The organism is Planotetraspora phitsanulokensis (assembly GCF_016863295.1).
In the GTDB taxonomy this organism is placed as follows: domain Bacteria; phylum Actinomycetota; class Actinomycetes; order Streptosporangiales; family Streptosporangiaceae; genus Planotetraspora; species Planotetraspora phitsanulokensis.
This window is the reverse complement of record NZ_BOOP01000029.1, coordinates 1-20,380: the sequence shown is the minus strand read 5'-3', so window position 1 is coordinate 20,380 and position 20,380 is coordinate 1. Positions and strand designations below refer to the sequence as shown.

20 protein-coding genes are annotated in these 20,380 nt (G+C 70.1%); 6 read left to right on the top strand and 14 right to left on the bottom strand.

Annotation, left to right across the window (positions count from 1 at the left end; all coding sequences use genetic code 11):
• Positions 1–36 precede the first annotated feature (36 nt).
• From Pph01_RS28995 to Pph01_RS28985, 3 genes are all read left to right on the top strand, one after another.
• Positions 37–1,011: an aldo/keto reductase gene (locus tag Pph01_RS28995; RefSeq protein WP_204076339.1), complete on the top strand. Its 975-nt coding sequence runs from the start codon at positions 37–39 to the stop codon at positions 1,009–1,011.
• A gap of 82 nt (positions 1,012–1,093) precedes the next feature.
• Positions 1,094–2,782, top strand: a complete 1,689-nt coding sequence (gene polX / locus Pph01_RS28990; protein WP_204076338.1) for a DNA polymerase/3'-5' exonuclease PolX — start codon at positions 1,094–1,096, stop codon at positions 2,780–2,782.
• Between the two features lie 219 nt (positions 2,783–3,001).
• Complete coding sequence (locus Pph01_RS28985) at positions 3,002–4,570, top strand: WS/DGAT/MGAT family O-acyltransferase (RefSeq protein ID WP_308441925.1); 1,569 nt, start codon at positions 3,002–3,004, stop codon at positions 4,568–4,570.
• A 7-nt stretch (positions 4,571–4,577) separates the two neighbouring features.
• Here the strand turns inward: Pph01_RS28985 and Pph01_RS28980 are convergent, their stop codons facing one another.
• From Pph01_RS28980 to Pph01_RS28915, 14 genes are all read right to left on the bottom strand, one after another.
• On the bottom strand, positions 4,578–5,141 hold the full coding sequence (locus Pph01_RS28980) for a TetR/AcrR family transcriptional regulator (RefSeq protein WP_204076337.1): 564 nt from the start codon (positions 5,139–5,141) through the stop codon (positions 4,578–4,580).
• A gap of 182 nt (positions 5,142–5,323) precedes the next feature.
• Positions 5,324–6,934, bottom strand: coding sequence for a monocarboxylic acid transporter (locus Pph01_RS28975; protein ID WP_204076336.1), 1,611 nt, complete (start codon positions 6,932–6,934; stop codon positions 5,324–5,326).
• Positions 6,931–7,257 (bottom strand): DUF485 domain-containing protein, encoded by a 327-nt coding sequence (locus tag Pph01_RS28970; RefSeq protein WP_239117096.1) that lies wholly within the window; start codon positions 7,255–7,257, stop codon positions 6,931–6,933. Before Pph01_RS28970 ends, Pph01_RS28975 begins: the two co-directional genes overlap by 4 nt.
• A gap of 213 nt (positions 7,258–7,470) precedes the next feature.
• Positions 7,471–8,943 carry a sodium/solute symporter gene (locus Pph01_RS28965; RefSeq protein WP_204076335.1) on the bottom strand — a complete coding sequence of 491 codons (1,473 nt, stop codon included), beginning with the start codon at positions 8,941–8,943 and terminating at the stop codon, positions 7,471–7,473.
• A complete protein-coding gene (locus tag Pph01_RS28960; protein WP_203956131.1) occupies positions 8,940–9,311 on the bottom strand; it encodes a hypothetical protein in 372 nt (123 codons plus the stop codon). Before Pph01_RS28960 ends, Pph01_RS28965 begins: the two co-directional genes overlap by 4 nt.
• 7 nt (positions 9,312–9,318) lie before the next feature.
• A complete protein-coding gene (locus tag Pph01_RS28955; RefSeq protein ID WP_204076334.1) occupies positions 9,319–10,077 on the bottom strand; it encodes a LytR/AlgR family response regulator transcription factor in 759 nt (252 codons plus the stop codon).
• A 158-nt stretch (positions 10,078–10,235) separates the two neighbouring features.
• Positions 10,236–11,417 (bottom strand): sensor histidine kinase, encoded by a 1,182-nt coding sequence (locus Pph01_RS28950; protein WP_204076333.1) that lies wholly within the window; start codon positions 11,415–11,417, stop codon positions 10,236–10,238.
• Positions 11,418–11,428: 11 nt separating this feature from the next.
• Positions 11,429–12,322, bottom strand: coding sequence for a haloalkane dehalogenase (locus Pph01_RS28945; protein WP_204076332.1), 894 nt, complete (start codon positions 12,320–12,322; stop codon positions 11,429–11,431).
• 10 nt (positions 12,323–12,332) lie between these two features.
• Positions 12,333–12,794 carry an HIT family protein gene (locus Pph01_RS28940; protein WP_239117111.1) on the bottom strand — a complete coding sequence of 154 codons (462 nt, stop codon included), beginning with the start codon at positions 12,792–12,794 and terminating at the stop codon, positions 12,333–12,335.
• Positions 12,794–13,954 carry an acyl-CoA dehydrogenase family protein gene (locus Pph01_RS28935; protein ID WP_204076331.1) on the bottom strand — a complete coding sequence of 387 codons (1,161 nt, stop codon included), beginning with the start codon at positions 13,952–13,954 and terminating at the stop codon, positions 12,794–12,796. Before Pph01_RS28935 ends, Pph01_RS28940 begins: the two co-directional genes overlap by 1 nt.
• On the bottom strand, positions 13,954–14,472 hold the full coding sequence (locus Pph01_RS28930) for a MaoC family dehydratase (protein ID WP_204076330.1): 519 nt from the start codon (positions 14,470–14,472) through the stop codon (positions 13,954–13,956). The genes Pph01_RS28935 and Pph01_RS28930 overlap by 1 nt, the downstream gene beginning before the upstream one ends.
• A 31-nt stretch (positions 14,473–14,503) precedes the next feature.
• On the bottom strand, positions 14,504–14,917 hold the full coding sequence (locus Pph01_RS28925; RefSeq protein ID WP_239117095.1) for a phage holin family protein: 414 nt from the start codon (positions 14,915–14,917) through the stop codon (positions 14,504–14,506).
• An 83-nt stretch (positions 14,918–15,000) separates the two neighbouring features.
• On the bottom strand, positions 15,001–16,455 hold the full coding sequence (locus Pph01_RS28920) for a sensor histidine kinase (RefSeq protein ID WP_204076329.1): 1,455 nt from the start codon (positions 16,453–16,455) through the stop codon (positions 15,001–15,003).
• A 14-nt stretch (positions 16,456–16,469) separates the two neighbouring features.
• A complete protein-coding gene (locus Pph01_RS28915) occupies positions 16,470–17,210 on the bottom strand; it encodes a response regulator transcription factor (RefSeq protein ID WP_275412880.1) in 741 nt (246 codons plus the stop codon).
• 198 nt (positions 17,211–17,408) lie between these two features.
• Here Pph01_RS28915 and Pph01_RS28910 point away from each other — a divergent pair, with 198 nt between their 5' ends.
• From Pph01_RS28910 to Pph01_RS28900, 3 genes are read left to right on the top strand one after another with little or no spacing between them, the layout of a single operon-like run.
• A complete protein-coding gene (locus tag Pph01_RS28910) occupies positions 17,409–18,797 on the top strand; it encodes a ferredoxin reductase family protein (protein WP_239117094.1) in 1,389 nt (462 codons plus the stop codon).
• Positions 18,798–18,806: 9 nt separating this feature from the next.
• The gene (locus tag Pph01_RS28905) at positions 18,807–19,397 is read left to right on the top strand and encodes an FMN-binding protein (protein ID WP_204076328.1); all 591 of its coding nucleotides are present in this window, start codon (positions 18,807–18,809) and stop codon (positions 19,395–19,397) included.
• Positions 19,394–20,149 (top strand): FAD:protein FMN transferase, encoded by a 756-nt coding sequence (locus tag Pph01_RS28900; RefSeq protein ID WP_239117093.1) that lies wholly within the window; start codon positions 19,394–19,396, stop codon positions 20,147–20,149. The genes Pph01_RS28905 and Pph01_RS28900 overlap by 4 nt, the downstream gene beginning before the upstream one ends.
• Positions 20,150–20,380: the final 231 nt, after the last annotated feature.

Genomic DNA, 20,380 nt, shown 5'->3' with positions numbered 1-20,380 from the left:
TTGATCGTGGTGAGATGTCCGGAGGAGGTGTGGATATTGGACTATGTACGGCTCGGCTCCACCGGAATGAAGGTCTCCCGGGTGTGCCTGGGAATGATGAGTTACGGCGACCCCGACACATGGGGCGGCTGGGTGCTCGGCGAGGAGCAGGCGGAACCGATCGTCCGCAAGGCTGCGGACGGCGGCGTCACCTTCTTCGACACCGCCGACGTGTACTCGGGGGGCGTCAGCGAGCAGATAACGGGCAACCTGCTCCGCAAGATCTTCCCGCGCCGCGACGACTACGTGCTCGCCACCAAGGTCTACTTCCCGATGGGCGGCGGCAGGAACGACTACGGCCTGTCCCGCAAGCACATCCTCTCGGCGATCGACGCCTCGCTCACCCGGCTCGGCACCGATCACGTCGACCTGTACCAGATCCACCGGTTCGACCCGGAGACGCCCATCGAGGAGACGATGGAGGCGCTCCACGACGTCGTCCGCGCGGGCAAGGCCAGGTACATCGGGGCGTCGAGCATGTGGGCTTGGCAGTTCGCCAAGGCGCAGCACGTCGCGGAGCGGGGCGGCTGGACCAGGTTCGTGAGCATGCAGGACCACTACAACCTCCTGCACCGGGAGGAGGAGCGGGAGATGATCCCGCTCTGCGTCGACCAGGGGGTGGGGCTCATCCCGTGGAGCCCTCTCGCCCGCGGCCTGCTCGCGCGCGCGGGCGCGCCCGCCGACACCACGCGCCAGGTCGGCGACGGGGCACGCCAGGAGCAGCTCTACGGCGGGTACGGTGACGCCGAGATCCTGGAACGGGTCGCGCAGACCGCCGCGGAACGCGGGACCTCTTCCGCGACGGTCGCATTGGCCTGGCTGCTGAGCCGGCCCGGCGTCGTCGCTCCGATCATCGGGGCGACCAAGGAGCGTCACGTGGACGACGCGATCGCGGCGGTGGGCCTCACGCTGTCCGACAAGGAGATCTCCTTCCTGGACGAGCCGTACCAGACGCGGCCCCAGCAGTTCTGACCGGCCGCTCCTTCCGGCCGAGGAGCCTGTCCGGCCCGGGGATCCCCCCGGGCCGGCGGGTCCAGGCCGTACGCTGATCTCCATGGGACGGTCGAATGACGAGGCCGCGGCGGCGCTCGAGGAGTACGCGGACCTGTTCGCGCTGACGGGCGGCGACGCCTTCCGCGTGCGGAGCTACCAGAAGGCCGCGAAGTCGATCGCGGGCTTCCCCGAGGACCTCAGGAGCACCGACGTCAGGAAGATCCCCGGCGTCGGCGAGGCGATCGCCAAGAAGGTCGAGGAGTTCCTCGCCAGGGGCAGCTTCCGCCAGCTCGACGACCTGCGCGGCCGCGTGCCCGACGGCGTACGCAGGCTCACCCGTGTCCCGTCGCTCGGGCCCAAGAAGGCGCTGTTCCTGTTCCAGGAGCTCGGCATCGACTCCCCGGACGCGCTCGCCGAGGCGATCAGGGCCGGACGGCTGACCGGGCTCAGGGGATTCGGCGCCAGGACCGAGGAGAACCTGCTCAAGGGCATCGAGCAGATGGAGCAGTCGGGGCGGCGGGTCCACCTCGGCATCGCCATGGACGTCGCCGAGCGGGTGATGGCCTCGCTCCCCGCCGAGCGGATCGCCTTCGCGGGATCCCTGCGCAGGATGAAGGAGACCATCGGCGACATCGACGTCCTCGCCATCGGCCCGGCCGGCCTGATGGAGACCTTCGTGCGACAGCCGTACGTCACGGAGGTGATCGCGCACGGCGAGCGCAAGACGTCGGTGCGGACCGACCGGGGCATCCAGGTCGACCTCAGGGTGGTGCCCGCCGAGTCGTGGGGCGCGGCGCTCGTGTACTTCACGGGCAGCAAGCAGCACAACATCCGCATCAGGGAGATGGCCGTCAAGAAGGGCTGGAAGCTGTCCGAGTACGGCCTGTTCGACGCCGACGACCAGGTCATCGCGTCCGAGACCGAGGAGGACGTCTACCGGGCGCTCGGGATGTCGTGGGTGCCGCCGACGCTCCGCGAGGACGGCGGCGAGGTCCAGGCCGCCCTGCGCGGCGAGCTCCCCGGCCTGGTGACGCTCGAGGACCTCAAGGGCGACCTGCACACCCACACCGACCTCACGGACGGAATCGCCTCGCTGGAGGACATGGTGGCGGCGGGCGCGGCACGCGGATACGCCTACTACGCCGTCACCGACCACGCGCCGGACCTGGCCATGCAGCGGATGACCCTGGACAAGGCCCTCGAACAGCGCGCCCGCCTGTCCGACCTTCAACGGCGGTATCCGGACATGCGGTTGCTGCACGGCACCGAGCTCAACATCGCACCCGACGGCTCGGTCGACTGGCCCGCCGACGTGCTCGCCGGCTTCGACGTCTGCGTCGCCTCCGTCCACTCGCACTTCGGCCAGTCGCGTGAGGAGATGACCCGCCGCTTCATCACGGCGTGCGAGAACCCGCACGTCCACATCATCGGCCACCCCACCACCGGGAAGATCGGCAAGCGCCCGCCGGTCGACGCCGACTGGGACGCGGTCTTCCGCGCCGCCGCGCGCACCGGCACGGTCATGGAGATCGACTCCTACCCCGACCGGGCCGACCTCCCCTCCGATCTCGTACGGCTCGCGCGCCACCACGGCGTGAAGTTCTCCATCGACAGCGACTCCCACGCCATCCCCCACCTCGCCCACCAGAGGTTCGGGATCGGCATCGCGCAACGCGCCTGGCTGACGACCGAGGACGTGGTGAACACCTGGCCGCTGGAGCGCCTGCTGGCCTACCTCGACCGGCCGTGATCGTGAGGTTTTGCGCAGGCCATACGACACCGATACGACATCACGGGTCATTCCATCGACGGGATCGGGGAATGTCATCGGCAGTCAGCTAGGCGGACGGTTCGCGGACGACGCGAGATCGAGCGCGTCGCGCTGAAGGAATCTCCCGGAGATGCCTGAGTAATGTCCCGGTAACTCTCTGCCGCCATTATGGTCACACTCCGGAAGCGAGCAGGGGGGATGACCATGCGCCAGCTGACGGCACTCGACGCGCAGTTCCTGAGCGTCGAGTCCAGCACGACGGCCGCCCATGTGGCCGGCATGGCGATTCTGGACCCGTCGTCGGCGCCGTCGGGCACCGTGACCAGGCAGTGCCTGATCAGCCTGCTGCGTGAGCGGATCCATCTGGCGCCCCCGTTGCGGAAGCGGCTCGCCGGGCTGCCCTTCGGGCTCGACCGGCCCTACTGGATCGACGACGCCGACTTCGACCTCGAGGACCACGTCCATGAGTCGACCCTCCCCGCGCCGGGCGACGACCGGCAACTCGCGGCGCATGTGGCGGAGATCCACGCCCGGCGGCTCGACCGCGGGCGCCCCTTGTGGGAGCTGCACCTGATCCACGGCCTGCCCGGCGGCAGGGTGGCCGTCTACACCAAGGTCCACCACTGCGCCATCGACGGCGTCTCCGGCTCGGAGATCCTCTCCTCGCTGCTCGACCCCTCCCCCGAGCCGCGCCTGGTCGAGGCCCCGCCCGAGGCCGCCCCGGCGGCCGAGCCGGGACTCCTGCCGATGCTCGCGGGCGCGTTCGCCCGGTCGATCACCCAGCCCGTCGAGACGCTGCGCTCGATCGCGCGCGCCGCCGCCGACCTCGACGCCATCCCCGTCGTGGCCGCGCTGCCGGGCGCGCGGTTCATGGCCGAGCTGACACGGCGGATCACGGGCGACGACAGGCCGCTCCCCGATCTGCCGCCCCTCGCCGCTCCGCGCACGCCGTTCAACGGCCCGATCTCCGCCGAGCGTGCCTTCTCGTACGGCTCGATCCCGATGAGCGAGGTCAGGACCGTCGCCCGTTCGTTCGGGATGAGCTCCAACGACGTGGTGATGACCCTGTGCTCGTCGGCGCTGCGGCGCTGGCTTGCCGCCCACGACGCGCTGCCTGACCGGCCGCTGGTCGCGGCCGTGCCCGTCGCGGTCCGCACGGCTCGCGGCGGGGAGACGATCGGCAACCAGATCTCCGCGATGATCACGCCGCTGGCCACCCACGTCGAGTGCCCGAAGGAGCGCCTGACCACCGTCCGCTCCACCATGGCGGCGGCCAAGCGGCGTTTCGCGCTGTCCCGCAGGACCTGGCTGACCGACGTCTGCGCGATGTTCCCCGCGGCGTTCTCGGCCCTGGCCACCCCGGCGCTGTTCCGCCTGGCGGGCATGGCCGGCACGGGGGTCAACCTCATCGTCTCGAACGTCCCCGGACCGCGGGCCCCGCTGTACATGTGCGGCGCGCGGCTGCTGTCCTACCACCCGATGTCCGTGGTCACCGACGTCACCGGCGGGATCAGCGTCACCTGCATGTCCTACGACGGTCGCCTCGACTTCGGCGTCGTCGCGTGCCCGAGCCGGGTGCCGGACGTCTGGAACGTCATCGGCCATCTCCGCGAGGCGATGGACGAACTGCTCGCCCTGGTCGACAAGCCCGCCGACAAGCCCGCCGAGAAGCCGGCCGAGGAGCCCGTCGAGGAGGCCGTCGAGGAGAACGAGGCGGCGGCCGTACCCGGGCAGGCCCCTCCGATGCGAGAGAAGATCCCGGCCTAGACGCTCCTCAGCCCGCTCTGCCCAGGGCGTGGGCGATGAGCTCCGCCACCGCGTCCGGGTCGATGTGGTGGCCGGTCAGCAGGCAGAGGCTCTCCTGGTAGAGGAGGACGGCGGCGAACGTGGCGGCCGCAGCCTCCAGCCGGGCCGCGTCGCCCCTGCTGCCCGGCAGCGCGAGTTCGAGGGCGAACCTGGCCCGCCTGATGATCTCGGCGTTCAGCCGCCCGAGCCGGTCCCGCACGGAGCGGTGGGTGTCCGCCTCACGGAACAGGATGCGCCGCATGTCGGGGGACGCCCGCAGCGGCAGCATGCGGGCCAGCTTCGACAACGTGCCCGCGGCGTCTCCGGGGACGGCCTCCACGTCCTCCTCGGTCACCAGCGTGCGCTCGTCGACGAGCGACACCAGCACATCGATCTTGCGCGGGAAGTAGTGGAAGACCAGGCCCTTCGGAACGCCGGCCAGTTCGGCGATCCTGGCCGTCGGCGTCGCGTCGTAGCCGCCGTCCGCGAACAACTCCTCAGCGGCGTCGAGGATGCGGGTCCTCGCCTTGGCGGGTTCGAGCGGGTCGTCCACGGGCCAGACGATATCCGGACCTGGGGCCTCAACACCATGACGCAATAGACAGTGGATCCTGCAAAACCGGGCGAAATCGGAGAAGCCCGGCCGCGGGAGGGGTCGCGGCCGGGCTTCACCGGGAGAGAGCCGCAGCGGCTCAGCGCCGGTCAGCTCCTGATCAGTGCCTGTTCAGTGCCCGATCAGTGCTCCGACGCCTTCTCCATGCCGACGCCGGTGAGCGAGCGGACCTCGATCTCGGCGTACTTCGAGGCGTTGTACTCCTTGCTGAAGATCGTCCCGAGGTAGCCGCACAGGAAGCCGATCGGGATCGAGAAGATGCCGGGGTTCGACAGCTCGATCAGGTGGAAGTCGACGTCGGGGAACATCGCGGTCTTCGCGCCGGAGACGGCCGGCGAGAAGATCACCAGCACGAGCGCCGAGATCAGACCGCCGTAGATCGCCGAAACCGCGCCGGCGGTGTTGAACCTCTTCCAGAACAGGCTGTAGAGGATCGCCGGCAGGTTGCCCGAGGCCGCGACCGCGAAGGCCAGGGCCACCAGGAAGGCGACGTTGAGCGACTGGGCGGGGATGGCGAGGGCGATCGCGATCGCACCGATGACGAACGCGGCGATCCGCGCGACCCGCACCTCCTCCTTGTCGGTGACCTCGCCCCGCTTGAACACGTGGGCGTACAGGTCGTGGGCGAAGCTCGACGACGAGGCCAGCGTGAGGCCGGCGACGACGGCGAGGATCGTGGCGAACGCGACCGCGGCGATGACCGCGAGCAGGATCGTGCCGCCCACCTCACCGAAGATGTCCGCCCCGATGGCCTCGGCGAGTTGCGGCGCGGCCGTGTTGCCCGCCGCGTTCGCCGCGGCGATCTTCTCCGAGCCGACCACGGCCGCGGCGCCGAAACCGAGGACGAGGGTCAGCAGGTAGAAGACGCCGATGATGCCGATGCCCCACATGACCGACTTGCGGGCGTCCTTCGCGGTCGGCACCGTGTAGAAGCGGATCAGGATGTGCGGCAGGCCGGCCGTGCCGAGCACGAGCGCGAGTCCCAGGCTGATCAGGTCGATCTTGCCCCAGATGCCCTGCGCCTCGGTGCCGTACTTGAGACCGGCGTTGAGGAAGGCGTCGCCCTTGCCGCTCTGCGTGGCGGCGTCGCCGAGCAGGCTGGACAGGTTGAAGCCGAACTTGCCCAGGACGAGCAGCGTCACCAGGGCGGCGCCGGTCATCAGCATGACGGCCTTGACGATCTGCACCCAGGTGGTGCCCTTCATGCCGCCGATCACGACGTAGACCACCATCAGCAGGCCGACGGCGATGATCGTCCACACCTTGCCCGAATCCGACGTGATGCCCAGGAGCAGGCCCACGAGGGCGCCCGCGCCGACCATCTGCGCGAGCAGGTAGAAGATGCTGACGACGATCGTGGAGACCCCGGCGGCCGTGCGGACCGGACGCGGGGACATCCGGAACGCGAGCACGTCGGCCATCGTGAACTTGCCGGAGTTGCGCATCAGCTCGGCGACGAGCAGCAGCGCCACCAGCCAGGCGACGAGGAAGCCGATCGAGTAGAGGAACCCGTCGTAGCCGGACAGCGCGATGATCCCGGCGATGCCGAGGAACGACGCGGCCGACATGTAGTCGCCGCCGATGGCCAGGCCGTTCTGCACGCCGCTGAACGAGCGGCCTCCGGCGTAGTAGTCGGTGGCGGTCTTCGTGTTGCGGCTGGCCCAGAAGGTGATCGCCAGGGTTCCGGCGACGAACACCAGGAACAGGATGGTGGCAAGCGTCTCGTGTTTCACGGGGTCTTCTCCTCGACCTGGGCACGGAGCTCGTCGGCGAGCGGGTCGAGCTTGCCGGCCGCGTGGCGCGAGTACGCCCAGGCGATCAGGAACGTGGATACGAACTGCAGCACGCCGAACACCAGCGCGACGTTGATCTCACCGAGCAGCTTGGTGCCCATGAAGCCCCGGGCGAAGCCCGAGAGCACCACGTAGAGCAGGTACCAGGCCAGGAACGCGACGGTCATCGGGAAGGCCCAGGAACGGTACCGGCGACGCAGTTCCTGGAACTGCTCACTGGCCTGCATCTCTTCGTAGACCGATGAGTCGTGTTGTACGGTCACATGCCCTCCTTCGACAGTGATCTGAATCACCTCAACGTAGGAGCGCGGTCCCCTCCTTACGAGACCCCGGCGCCGTCCCGTCGCCCAGCCGTACCGGCCGCTCGTTCGCGCGAGCACCGCATGCGACGAGAGGTCGGTTCCACGCGCCGAACGGCAGTCGCCCCGTCAGGAACGCGTCATGAGCGACCGTCAGTGTGACCGTCAGTGTGGGCTTCAGAGGGAACGCGGCCGCCAGTCGCCGCGGTCGAGGTTCAGCGTCTCCGGGGTGTGCAGGCGGACCATCGTGCGGGCGACGCCGGGCGGCACCCGCGACTGCGTGAGGAGGGAGACGACCACCATCACGGTGAAGGAGACGGGCACCGTCCACGCGGCCGGCTGGGACAGCAGCGCCCCCATCCAGCCGGTGTCCGGCCCGCCGGTGATCGTCGCCAGTACGGCGGCGCACGCGAGGCCGCCTCCGAGGAGCAGCCCGGACATCGCGCCGACCGTCGTCAGCCGCCGCCACCAGATGCCCAGCACGAGCAGCGGGCAGAACGACGACGCGGCGACGGCGAAGGCCAGTCCGACCACGGTGGCCACCGGCAGTGACCTGGCCGTGCCCGCCAGCGCGAACGGCACGACCACCGCGAGGATCGTGGCCACCCGGAACGAGCGCACGCCTCCCCGCAGGATGTCCTGCGCGATCACACCCGCGACCGAGACGGTCAGCCCGGACGAGGTGGACAGGAATGCGGCGAACGCCCCCGCCGTGATCAGCGCGGTCAGCAGGTCGCCTCCCATGCCTCCGATGAGCCGCCCGGGCAGCGACAACACCACCGTGTCGGTCGCCGGCAGGCCGTACACCCGGCCGAGGTAGCCGTAGATCGCGGGCATGAGGTAGAACGCGCCGAGCAGCGTCAGCACGACCAGGGTCGTACGGCGGGCCGCGCGGCCGTCGGGGTTGGTGTAGAAGCGCACGAGCACGTGGGGCAGGCCCATCGTGCCGAGGAACGTGGCGAGGATCAGCGAGTAGGTCTCGTAGAGGGGATGTTCCCGGCCGTGCAGCGGCAGCGCCCACGGATCGCCGGGCGGCAGGCCGGGGAACCCGTCGGACCGCCACGCGAGCAGCATGAACACCAGCGGCACGGCGAGCGCGGTGAGCTTCAGCCAGTACTGGAACGCCTGGACGAACGTGATCGAGCGCATCCCGCCCGAAAGGACGTTGGCCGCGACGACGGCGGCGACCACGAGACCTCCAGCCCATTCGGGCGCGCCCGTGATCGTGCGGAAGACCAGCCCGGCGCTCTGGATCTGCGGCATCAGGTAGAACCAGCCGATCAGCACGACCAGCACGCTGGAGACCCGTCTGACCGCCATCGACTCCAGCCGCGCCTCCGCGAAGTCGGGCAGCGTGTAGGCCCCCGAACGGCGCAGCGGCGCCGAGACGAGCACGAGCAGCACGAGGTAGCCGCCGGTCCAGCCGACCGGCAGCCACAACATGTCGGCGCCGTAGGTGATGAGCAGGCCGGCGATGCCGAGGAAGGAGGCCGCGGACAGGTACTCCCCGCCGATCGCCGACGCGTTCCACAGCGGCGACACCGTCCGCGAGGCGACGTAGAAGTCCGAGGTCGTGCGGGACATCCGGATCCCGAACGCGCCGATGAGGATGGTCGCCAGCGCCACGACGACGATGGCGGCGATGCTCACTGGCGCTCCACCAGGTCCGCGAAGTCACGCTCGTTGCGCTCGGCCTGCCACACATACAGCCACGCGCCCGCGATGAACGCGGGGTAGATGAGCCCGGCGAGCACGACCCACGGCAGCGGCAGGCCCAGCAACTGGGCCGAGCGCAGGTCGGGGACCAGCAGGAACAGCAGCGGAAGCCCGCCGACCAGGCAGGCGAGCAGGGTGCAGACGAACAGTGCGAGGCGGAACTGCGTGCGCACGAGCGAGCGCATGTAGACCTCGCCGAGACGGGTCTGCTCGTCGATCTCGCGGGTCAGCGGATGGCGCGGCCTGCGGGCGGCGGCCGTCCGGGGGCTGGTCACCACGACCCTTCGCGGCTTGCCGGTCATCGCTCTGTCACTCCGCGTCCTCCCGCTTGACCTTGCGGGCCCGCCGTACGAGGAGGTCGCGAAGCTCACGGGTGTGACGGCGGCTCACCGGGATCTCGGCCCCGCCGACCCGCACCACGCACTTGCCCGAGTCGATGTGCAGCTCCTCGATGTGCTTGACCGCGACGAGGTGGCTGCGGTGGACCCGGAGGAACCCCGCGGACGCCCATCGCTCCTCGAGCGCGGCGAGCGGGATGCGCACCAGATGGCTTCCCGTCGCCGTGTGCAGCCGGGCGTAGTCGCCCTGGGCCTCGACGTACCTGACCTCGGTGCTGGCGACGAACCTGGTCACGCCGCCCAGCTCGACCGGGATCGTGTCGGCCCGCGGCCCCGCCTCGCTGACGTCGCGGTTCCCGCACACCCGCCGGATCGCCTCGGTCAGGCGTTCCGGTCTGACGGGCTTGAGCAGGTAGTCCTCGGCCTTGAGCTCGAACGCGTCGACCGCGTGGTCCTCGTAGGCCGTCACGAACACGACCTTCGGCGGGCTGGTGAACTGCGTGAGAAGGCGGCCGAGCACCACGCCGTCCAGACCGCGCATGCGGATGTCGAGGAAGACCGCGTCGACCGGCCGCCCGTCCGCGATCGCCCGGTCGAGCAGCTTGAGCGCCGCCGCGCCGTCACGGGCCGTCAGGACGTCGCCGATGCGCGGATCCGCCCGCAGCAGGTACGACAGATCCTCCAGAGCGGGCTGCTCGTCGTCCACCGCCAGGACCCGGAGGCCGGTCAAGCTCCACCCCTCTCACCGACGAATCCCCTAGAGAGTGATGACCCGGACATCGGAAAGTCAACGCTTCCCGCCATCACGACCGGATCACAGTGGAGCCCGCACGGCCCCTCTCAGTGGCCCGCTCAGTGGCCCTCTCAGTGACCCTCTCGGTGGCCCTCTCAGTGGACCGAGACTCCGGGGTGGTACTTGGGGACGCGCACGGTCACCTTCGTCCCCGCCTCATGGCCGGTCTCGACCACGAGGCCGTACTCGTCGCCGTACACCTGGCGCAGCCGCTCGTCCACGTTGGCCAGGCCGATGCCGCCGGCGCCCGACCTGTCCTCCCCCGCGAGCACGCGGCGCAGGTGCTCAGGGTCCATCCCGATGCCGTCGTCCTCGACGGTGATGCCGCACTCGGCTCCGGCGTCCTCGGCGATGATCGTGACGTGGCCGACGCCCGGCTTGCTCTCCAGGCCGTGCCGTACGGCGTTCTCCACCAGCGGCTGCAGGCACAGGAACGGCACGGCCACCGCCAGCACCTCGGGCGCGACGCGGAGCGTCACCTGCAGCTGGTCGCCGAAGCGCGCCCGTTCGAGGGTGAGGTAGCGGTCGATCGACCGGAGCTCCTCGGCGAGCGTCGTGAAGTCGCCGTGCCGCCGGAACGAGTAACGGGTGAAGTCGGCGAACTCCAGCAGCAGCTCCCGCGCCTGCTCGGGATCCGTGCGGACGAAGGACGCGATGGTGGTGAGCGAGTTGTAGATGAAGTGCGGCGAGATCTGCGCGCGCAGCGCCCGAACCTCCGCCTCCATGAGCATGGTCCGCGACCGGTCGAGCTCCGCCAGTTCGAGCTGGGAGTCGACCCAGCGGGCCACCTCCTGCGCCGCCCGGACGAGCCCCGCCGAGGTGTGGTCGCCGTACGCCGCCAGCGAGCCGATGACCCGGTCGTCCGTGGTGAGCGGGACCACCACGGCCTGCCGGATCGGGCATTCCGGCAGCCCGCAGTCGAGGGCGAGCACCTGCGTGCGGCCGTCCTCCAACGTCTCCGCCGCGTGGGCGAACGCCTCCCGCGCGTGGTGCTCCCCCGCGCCGTCGTAGACCAGCAGCTCCTCGCCGTTGGTGATGGCGACGGCGCGCGAGCCGAGCAGCTCGCGCAGGTGGCGGGACGCCTTGAGCGCCCCCGCGGGGGTCAGCCCGGCCCGAAGGGGCGGTGCGGCCAGCGACGCCGTGTGCAGGGTCTCGAAGGTGGCCCGTTCGGCGGGACTGCTCCCGAGGTCGCGGCGGCCGCGCAGGACCCGCCACAGAACGATGGCCGGCACCGCGATGAGTGCCACGACGACGAGGGCGGCGACGAGCGGTTCCACGCCGCCGGAGCCTACTCGCGTACGAAGGCCGCCACGATCTCCCCCAGCTCGGGACCGGCGTCCTCCTGGAGGAAGTGACCGGCGCCCTTGATGACGGGGTGGTCGATCCCGGCGGCTCCCGCCATCGACTTCTTCAGGATCGGCGCCATCCCGCCCGTGATGGGGTCTCCGTCGGAGAAGGCCACCAGGAACGGCAGGTCCAGAGTCGTCAGCGTGGCCCAGGCCGCCCGGTTGGCCTCCGACGCCGGGTCGTCCGGCGTGATGGGCACCAGCCCCGGCATGGCCCGCGGCCCCGCCTTGTGCTCCTCCGATGGGAAGGGCGCGTCGTAGGCCCGCCGTACGTCGTCGGAGAGCGTCGTGGCGCAGCCGGACTGCACGAACCTCGCGACGTCGAGGACGGGCGCGGTGGCGACCGCCTCCCGGAAGCGGTGCCAGACCTCCGGCATGGGGATGTCGCCGGTCGGCAGACCCGTGTTGGCCGCGACGACCCGGGCGAACCGGCCGGGATGTTCGGCGACGAGCCGCAGGCCGATCAGGCCGCCCCAGTCCTGCCCGACCAACGTCACGCCGCGCAGGTCGAGCACGTCGAAGGCGAGCGCGCGGGTCCACTCCACGTGACGGGCGTAGGAGTGGTCCTCCGGCCGTGCCGGCTTGTCCGACCGGCCGAAGCCGATGAGATCGGGCGCGACGGCCCGCAGTCCCGCCGCGGCGAGCTTCTCCATGACGTGGCGGTAGAGGAACGACCAGCTCGGCTCGCCGTGCAGCAGCAGAACCGGCGGCCCGTCGGCGGGACCCGCCTCGACGTACGCCATCCGCAGCCCGTCGCCCACGTCGGCGTAGCGAGGCTCGTACGGGAAGCCGGGGAGACCGGTGAAGCGCTCGTCGGGGGTGCGGAGGACGTCCATGCGCGGTCCTTTACGATGTAGATTTTTTGAGCGCCGCCCGGATGCGGTCGGCGATCTCGGCGGCCTCCGCGTCGTCGGCGTACTTCATGCGCGGCCAGAAGAAGCCGCGCAGGCCGTCCTTGCGGTTGCGGGGGACGACATGGGCGTGCAGGTGCGGGACGCTCTGGCTGACCCGGTTGTTCATGGCCACGAAGGAGCCGGCGGCCTCCATGCCCTCCTCGACCGCCCGCGCGACGGCCTGGACCCGCTCGAAGAAGGGGCCCACCACCTCGACCGGCAGGTCGGTCAAGGTCTCGATGTGCCCGTGGGGGACGACGAGCACATGGCCCTTGAACACCGGCCGGGCGTCGAGGAAGGCCGCCGCGATCTCGTCGGAGAAGACCACATGGGCCGGCCGCTCCCCGGCCGCGATCTCGCAGAACAGGCATCCGGGCACGTACGGCCCCGCATTCGGCATCTCGGTATTGTCCATCACCAGCCGAGGGTGGCGGTGCCCTGGACGAGCGCCCGGGCGATCACCAGCCGTTGCACGTCGTTGGTGCCCTCGCCGATCGCCATCAGCGGCGCGTCGCGGTAGAGGCGCTCGACCACGAACTCCTGGGAGTAGCCGTAGCCGCCGTGGATCCGCATCGCCTCCATCGTCGCCTTGAGCGCGACCTCCGAGGCGAAGTACTTGGCCATGGCGGCCTCGCTGGCGACGGCGCCCGCCTCCGACCGCACCGCCGCCCAGTAGGTCATCAGCCGGGCGGCCTGGATCTCGGTGGCCATGTCGGCCAGCTTGAGCTGGACGGCCTGGAAGTCCGCGATCGGCTGGCCGAAGGCCTGCCGCTGCCGCGAGTAGCCCAGTGCCGCGTCGAAGGCGCACTGGGACACGCCCACGGCCCGCGCGGCGATGTTGATGCGGCCGAGCTCGAGCGCCGACAACACCTGCTGCATCCCCCGCCCCTCCACGCCTCCGAGCAGGCAGGACGCGGGGACGCGCACGTCGGTCAGGACCACCTCGCACGTCTCGGTGCCCTTGTAGCCGAGCTTCGGCAGGTCCCTGCTGATCGTGAGGCCCTCCCGCGAGCCGTCGACGAGCAGCACCGACATGCCGCGGTGCGCGGGGGTCTCCTCGGAGGTCTTCACCAGCACAGGCAGCGGGTCGGCGTGCCGGGCGTTGGTGATCCACGTCTTCGTGCCGTTGATGACGTACTCGTCCCCGTCCCTGACCGCGCGGGTGCGGATGCCCTGCAGGTCGGTCCCCGCGCCGGGCTCGGTCAGGGCGATCCCCGTACGGCGGGCACCGGTGGCCAGGTCGGGAAGGCAGTGGGCGCGCTGCTCCTCGGTGCCGTGCCGGGCGATCATCCAGGTCGCGAGCGAGTGCGAGCCGAGGATGCCGGCCACCCCCATCCAGCCCCGGGCGATCTCCTCGAAGACGAGGGCGAACGACACCCGGTCGAGGTCGAGCCCGCCGTACTCCTCGGGGACCGTGATGCCGAACAGCCCCATCTGGCGGAACCGTTCGACGATCTCCGCGGGGTAGCGCCCGGACCGCTCCCATTCGGAGGCGACCGGCACGATGTCCTTTTCGACGAACTCCCGGAGAGTCCGCTGGAAGAGCCGCTGGTCTTCGTTCAGTTCGAAGTCCATCACGCCTCCAGCGGGCCGGTCTTGGCGCGCGGGAAGTAGCCCTTGTCGTGCGGCGCGTCCCGCCGGTAGACCATGACGGAACGGCGCCAGGACATGACCTCGTCGCCGTCCTGGTTGAGCCCGCGCGTCCGGCACGTCACGATGCCGGCGTACGGCCGCGACCTGGACTCCCGCGCCTCGATCACGATCGACTCCGCGTAGAGCGTGTCGCCCACGAAGACGGGATGGGTGAGCTTGATCTCGTCCCAGCCGAGGTTCATCATCGCGGTCTGGCTGACGTCGATGACCGACAACCCGAGCACGATCGCCACCGACAGGCCGGAGTTGACGATGATCCGCCCGACCGGCGCGTTGGCCGCGAAATGAGCGTTGAAGTGGTTCTGGTTCGTGTTCATCGTCAGCAACGTGAACCAGGTGTTGTCCGCCTCGCCGATGGTCCGGCCGAGGGGATGCTGGTAGACGTCTCCGACCACGAAATCCTCGTAGTAGCGCCCGATCCGGGCCTCATGCACCGTCACACTGGAATCGTATTCGGATGACCCCCGCGGATCATCGATACGATTTGTGCGGTGTCGCGGCGTCGATGTCGGACTTGATCCCATGAATCGCCCGGCCGGGCGTCGGCGGCGTCGCCCGGGACACCTGTCCCTTGCCGAGCATGCCCAGCACGGCCGCCACGATCAGCAGCAGGACGCCGATGGCGAGCGCGCTCGCCCATCCGGGCAGCACCAGCGCCAAAGCGAGGATGGCGGCGGCCACCAAGGCGGCCCCGCCGTAGAAGGCCATGGCTCCCGCCCCGCCGAACAGCCCCGCGCCCCGGCCCGCCTGCTTGCCCTTCTGGGTCATCTCCGCCTTGGCCAGGCGCAGCTCGTCTCGGACGAGCCGGGAGACGTCCTCGGAAAGGCGTCGCACCAGTTCGCCGGTCGACGGCGTCTCGGTCTGCCTGATCATCTGGTCGGTCATGACATGCCTCCCTTCCAGCGATGGGGTGCGGCCTACCCGCAGACCGGAGCCCTAACCCACCCGGAGGGAGATGAAAGTTTCGGTCAAGAAACGGCCGGATCCCTGGCCGGGAGGAACACGCGGAACACCGTACGACCCGGACGGCTTTCCAGGTCGACCGTCCCTCCGTGGGCGGCGACCACCGCCCGGACGATGGCCAGGCCGAGGCCGCTGCCGCCGGACGCCCGCGAACGGGCCTTGTCCACCCTGACGAAGCGTTCGAAGATCTCCTTCTGCAGCTCCTCCGGGATGCCCGGCCCGTCGTCGGCCACGGTCAGCTCGATCCTCCTGGCCTCCCCCGTGCCGGAGACCCGGAGGGCGACGGTGACAGTGGTGCCCTCCGGAGTGTGCAGCCGGGCGTTGCCGAGCAGGTTGGCGACGACCTGGTGGAGCCGGTCGACGTCCCCGGTCACCGTCAGCGGCTCCTCTGGAAGCTCCAGCCGCCACCGGTGGCCCGGGCCGTACACACGTACGTCTCCCGTCGCGTCGATGACCAGGCGGCTGAGGTCCACCTCGTCCCGGGCCAGCGGCCTGCCCTCGTCGAGCCTGGCCAGCAACAGCAGGTCGTCGACGAGCGACCGCATCCGGGCGGACTCCGCGTCGATCCGCTCCAGGGCGTGCCGTACGGCAGGGGGAACGGGGGCGGCGTCCCTCCGGGCCAGCTCGACGTGCGCACGGACGGTCGCGAGCGGCGTGCGCAACTCGTGACTGGCGTCGGCCGCGAACGTGCGCATCCGCTGCTCACTCGCGTGCCTCCTGGCCAGCGCGTCGCCGACGTGGAAGAGCATGCGGTTGAAGGCCCCGCCGACCTGCCCGACCTCGGTCCTGTCGTCGTCGTACGGCACCCGCTCGGGAAGCTCCACCTCCCCGCTGGCCAGCGGCAACTCGGTCACCCGCCGGGCCGTGGCCGCCACGCGCTGCAAGGGGCGGAGCGAGAGCCGTACCCAGATCGTGCCGGCGACCCCCGTGCCCACCATGACAGCGGCGAAGACGACGGCCTCGACGAGCTGAAGACGGTGAAGCGTGGCGTTGGCGCCTTCCATCGGGAGCCCGTTGATCAGAACGTCGCCGTCGGCGCCGGCGACGGCCATCACGCGATAGTCGTCGAGAACCGTCAAGTCCACGCTGTGGGCCTTGCCGTCAAGCGGCACACCGGCCAGGACGGACGCGTCGGCCGCGGACAGGGTCAGGCGCACGGTCCCGGACGCCACAACGGCGGCGTCGGTCACGTGCCCGCCCACGAGGCGGACTCCGAGCGTGCCTCGCGACTGCCCCCTGCTGTCCCCGTCTTCGCCGTTCTCATCGTGGTGCTCCAGGCTGGCGGCGAACCTGCCGACCGTCATCGACAACTGCTGGTCCACCCGCTGCAGCAGGAACCCCCTGAGCGCGAGAGAGGTCGCCACGCCGACCGCCGCGCAGGCGAGTGCGAGCAACACGAGCACTCCGGCCACCAGACGGGCCCGAAGCGTGCGTGGCCTCACGGCGTTCAAGGACTTCATGGCGTTCAAGGGCTTCATGGCTTTTCCGGTGGTCTGAGGACGTATCCCACACCCCGGACCGTGTGAATGAGAGGCGGGCGGCCCACGTCGATCTTCTTGCGCAGATAGCTGATGTACAGCTCGACGACATGGGCCTGACCGCCGAAGTCATAGGACCAGACCCGGTCCAGGATCTGCGCCTTGCTGAGCACCCGGCGCGGATTGCGCATCAGGAAGCGCAGCAACTCGAACTCGGTCGGAGTCAGCTCGACGAACTCTCCGCCACGGGTCACCTCCCGCGCGTCCTCGTCCATCACGAGATCCCCCACCGCCAGTGGGGTGCCCACCGCGGTCTGGGCCATGCCCGCGCGGCGCAGCAGCCCCCGCAGCCGGGCAAGCACCTCTTCCAGGCTGAACGGCTTGGTCACGTAGTCGTCGCCGCCCGCGGTGATCCCGGCGATCCGGTCCTCCACGGCGTCCTTGGCGGTGAGGAACAGCACGCACACCTGCGGCGCCTCGGACCTCAGTCGCCGGAGCACCTCGAGACCGCCGATGTCGGGCAGCATCACATCGAGCAGCACCGCGTCCGGCCGGAAGTCGCGGGCCACGGTCACGGCGCTCAGGCCGTCAGCGGCGGCACGGACATCCCAGCCCTCGTAGCGCAGGACCGCGCTGAGGACCTCGACCAGATCGGGCTCGTCATCGACGACGAGGACCCTGACAGGGGTGCCGTCGGGGCGGAGCACCTTCGGAAGCGGGAGGGAAACGGGCTGCATGGCCTCTAAGGGTCCTTCCTGGTCACCCTGCCTACTCTCTGTGTTGTCTCTGAGAATCCTATGAATAATCCGTTTTGCCCCTTTTCAAGGGCAACTCAGAGGTTCGGGTGGCACGGTGGTGATCCGACAGGCACTCCGGCGAGCCAGGCTCTCGCTCGGAGACGGCTCGACGGTTCAACCGAGAAGGGAGGCGTTCGCGTGATCACCGACGCGCCCGGCGACATGACCAGCGACGTGAGCAGCGACATGACCGCCGGCATGACCGGCGACATGACCACCGGCGCGATCCCGGCCGCCGCGATCTCGGCCATCGGTGCGGGCGCCGTGGCGGTGCTGGGACTGTGGTGGGCGAACACCCCGGCCGTGGTGGGCCTGGACGGATGGCTGACCGGCGCGGGCCGGATCACCGGTCTGCTCGCGGGGTACGCGATCACGGTGCTGCTCGCGCTGATGGCACGCATCCCGGTGCTGGAGCACGGTGTCGGCTCCGACCGGCTCGCCCGCTGGCACTCGATGGGCGGGCGATACGTCGTGTGCCTGGCGGTGAGCCACACGCTTCTGATCATCTGGGGCTACGCGGTGACCGACGGCACCGGCGTCGTCAGCGAGACCGTCACGCTGAACCTGACCTACCCCGACGTGCTCAAGGCCACCGTGGCCGTGCTTCTCCTGGTCGGTGTCGGGATCGTCTCCGCCCGGGCGATCAGGCCGAGACTGCGCTATGAGACCTGGTTCCACCTGCACTTCTACACCTACCTGGCCGCATGGCTGGCCTTCGGGCACGTTCTGGCCGACGGCAACGAGTTCATCGGGAACCGGCCGGCTCAGCTCGCGTGGTACGCCCTCTACATCGGGGTCGCCCTGGTGTTGGTGTGGTACCGGTTCCTCACCCCGATACGGCAAGCCCTGCTGCACCGGTTCACGGTGACCCGGGTCATCGAGGAGGCTCCAGGGGTCATCTCGATCCACATCGCCGGGCGCCGCCTCGACAAGTTGAAGATCGAGCCGGGTCAGTTCTTCCGCTGGCGGTTTCTCACCCGCGGACTGTGGTGGTCGGCCAATCCCTACTCGTTGTCGGCCGCCCCCCGCCGCAGCGAGTTGCGGATCACCGTGAAGGACCTGGGTGACCACAGCAGGGGGCTGGCCCGGATACGCCCGGGGACCAGAGTCCTCGCGGAGGGGCCGTACGGCTCGTTCACCGCGAGACGCCGTACGAGGCGCAAGGTGCTTCTGATCGCCGGAGGAGTGGGCATCACGCCGCTGCGGGCTCTGTTCGAGTCGATCCCCGCGGCGCCCGGCGACCTGACGCTGCTCTATCGTGCCCGGACGTCCGAGGACCTGGTGTTCCGTACCGAACTTGAGCAGATCTCCGCGAGACGGGGCACGGGGCTCCTCTACTGCGTCGGGCCCCGCAGCGTGGTGGGCGACCCGTTCACTCCTCATTCGCTTACGGCGCTGGTCCCCCACCTGCCCGACCACGATGTCTACGTCTGCGGGCCGACCGGCATGACCGGCCGTGTGATCCCCGCGCTCCGGGCCGCGGGCGTGCCCCGCCGTCGTATCCACCACGAATCGTTCGAGTTCTGAAGGGCGCCCATGCGAAGAGCGATATTCGCCGTGATCGTCACCGCCACCGGCCTTGTGCTGTTGCTGTCCTTCAAGCCCCACAACGTCACTGCGGCCGCGGAACGCCCGGGCGTCGTGTCGGACCCTCCAGCCGGCGACGCGAACGGTCAGGCCGAGGCTCCGGCGACGTCCGGCAAGAAGGGCACGGGCACGGGTAAGGGGACGGCCTCGGGCACAGACAAGGGCAAGGGCACGGCGTCGGGCGCCGGAAAGGCCGCACCGAAGGTCACGGCGAGCCCGGGAAGCTGGTCTGGCGACGGCGCGAGCCTGGGCGAGACGGCCGGCGAGAAGGTCGTCGGCGGCGCTGTCGCCGACACACGGTTCGGTCCCGTTCAGGTGCAGCTCGTACTCTCCGACGCGAAGATCACGGGAGTGCAGGTCCTCCAGGCCCCGCAGGAGAGCCGCAGGGACTTCAGCATCAACAGCGAGGCACTGCCGATCCTCGATCAGGAGGCCTTGGCCGCCCAGTCCGCTCAGATCGACACGGTCTCCGGCGCGACCTACACAAGCGACGGCTACGTCCAGTCCCTGCAGAGCGCGCTCGACCGGGCCGGCCTGTGACCCGACATGTCGAGCATGTGATGGGCACCGTCTTCTCCTTCGACGTCCGGGACGGTGGCTTCGAAGGCGTCGAACTTGCCATCGCCGAGGCCGTGGAGTGGCTACACCGGGTCGACGAGACATTCTCGACCTACCGGCCGGAGAGCGTGGTCAGCCGGCTGGACAGAGGTGAGATCACCCTGGCCGGCTGCCCACCGGAGGTCGCGGAGGTCCTGCGCCTGTGTGACGAGGCGTCGCGCGTGTCCCGCGGATACTTCACGTCCCACCCCGGCGGCCGTCTCGACCCGTCGGCCGTCGTGAAGGGCTGGGCGATCGAACGGGCCTCACGCATCCTGACGCGGGCGGGAGCGGCGAACCACTGCGTGAACGGCGGCGGCGACGTGCGGCTCACCGGATCCGCCGCCTCCGGCAGTCCCTGGCGGGTCGGCATCGCCCATCCCCTGCGTCCAGGCGAGCTCGCCGCCGTGGTGACGGGGCGCGATCTGGCGGTCGCCACTTCGGGCACGGCCGAGCGCGGCGCGCACATCGTCGACCCCCACACCGGCCGCCCCGCGACGGCGCTCGCCTCCATCACGCTGATCGGAGAGAGCCTGACCATGACCGACGCGTACGCCACGGCAGCCTTCGCCATGGGAGACGCCGCCCGCGACTGGGTCCGAGAACTGGAAGGCTTCGAGGCCTTCGCCGTCACGGCCTCCGGCTCCACCTGGCACACAGGAGACTTCCCAAAGCTGGCGATCCTCACTGACTGACGTCTTCGTCTCCGCGCTCGGGGCAGGAGTCATCCCCGGTCGGCGGCGTTTGCCGGGCCTTCCGGCGTCGGTTCCGGCTGGGTGTGCTGGTCATGTTCGCGTGGGGTGGTTGATGCGTGGTCCGGTGGTTCGTCCGGTGTAGGTGAAGGTCCAGCGGTCTTTGCCGGCTTTCCGGCGTTGGTAGTGGTGGGGGCGGCGGTAGCGGTCGCGGTTATGGAACCGGCACGCCGG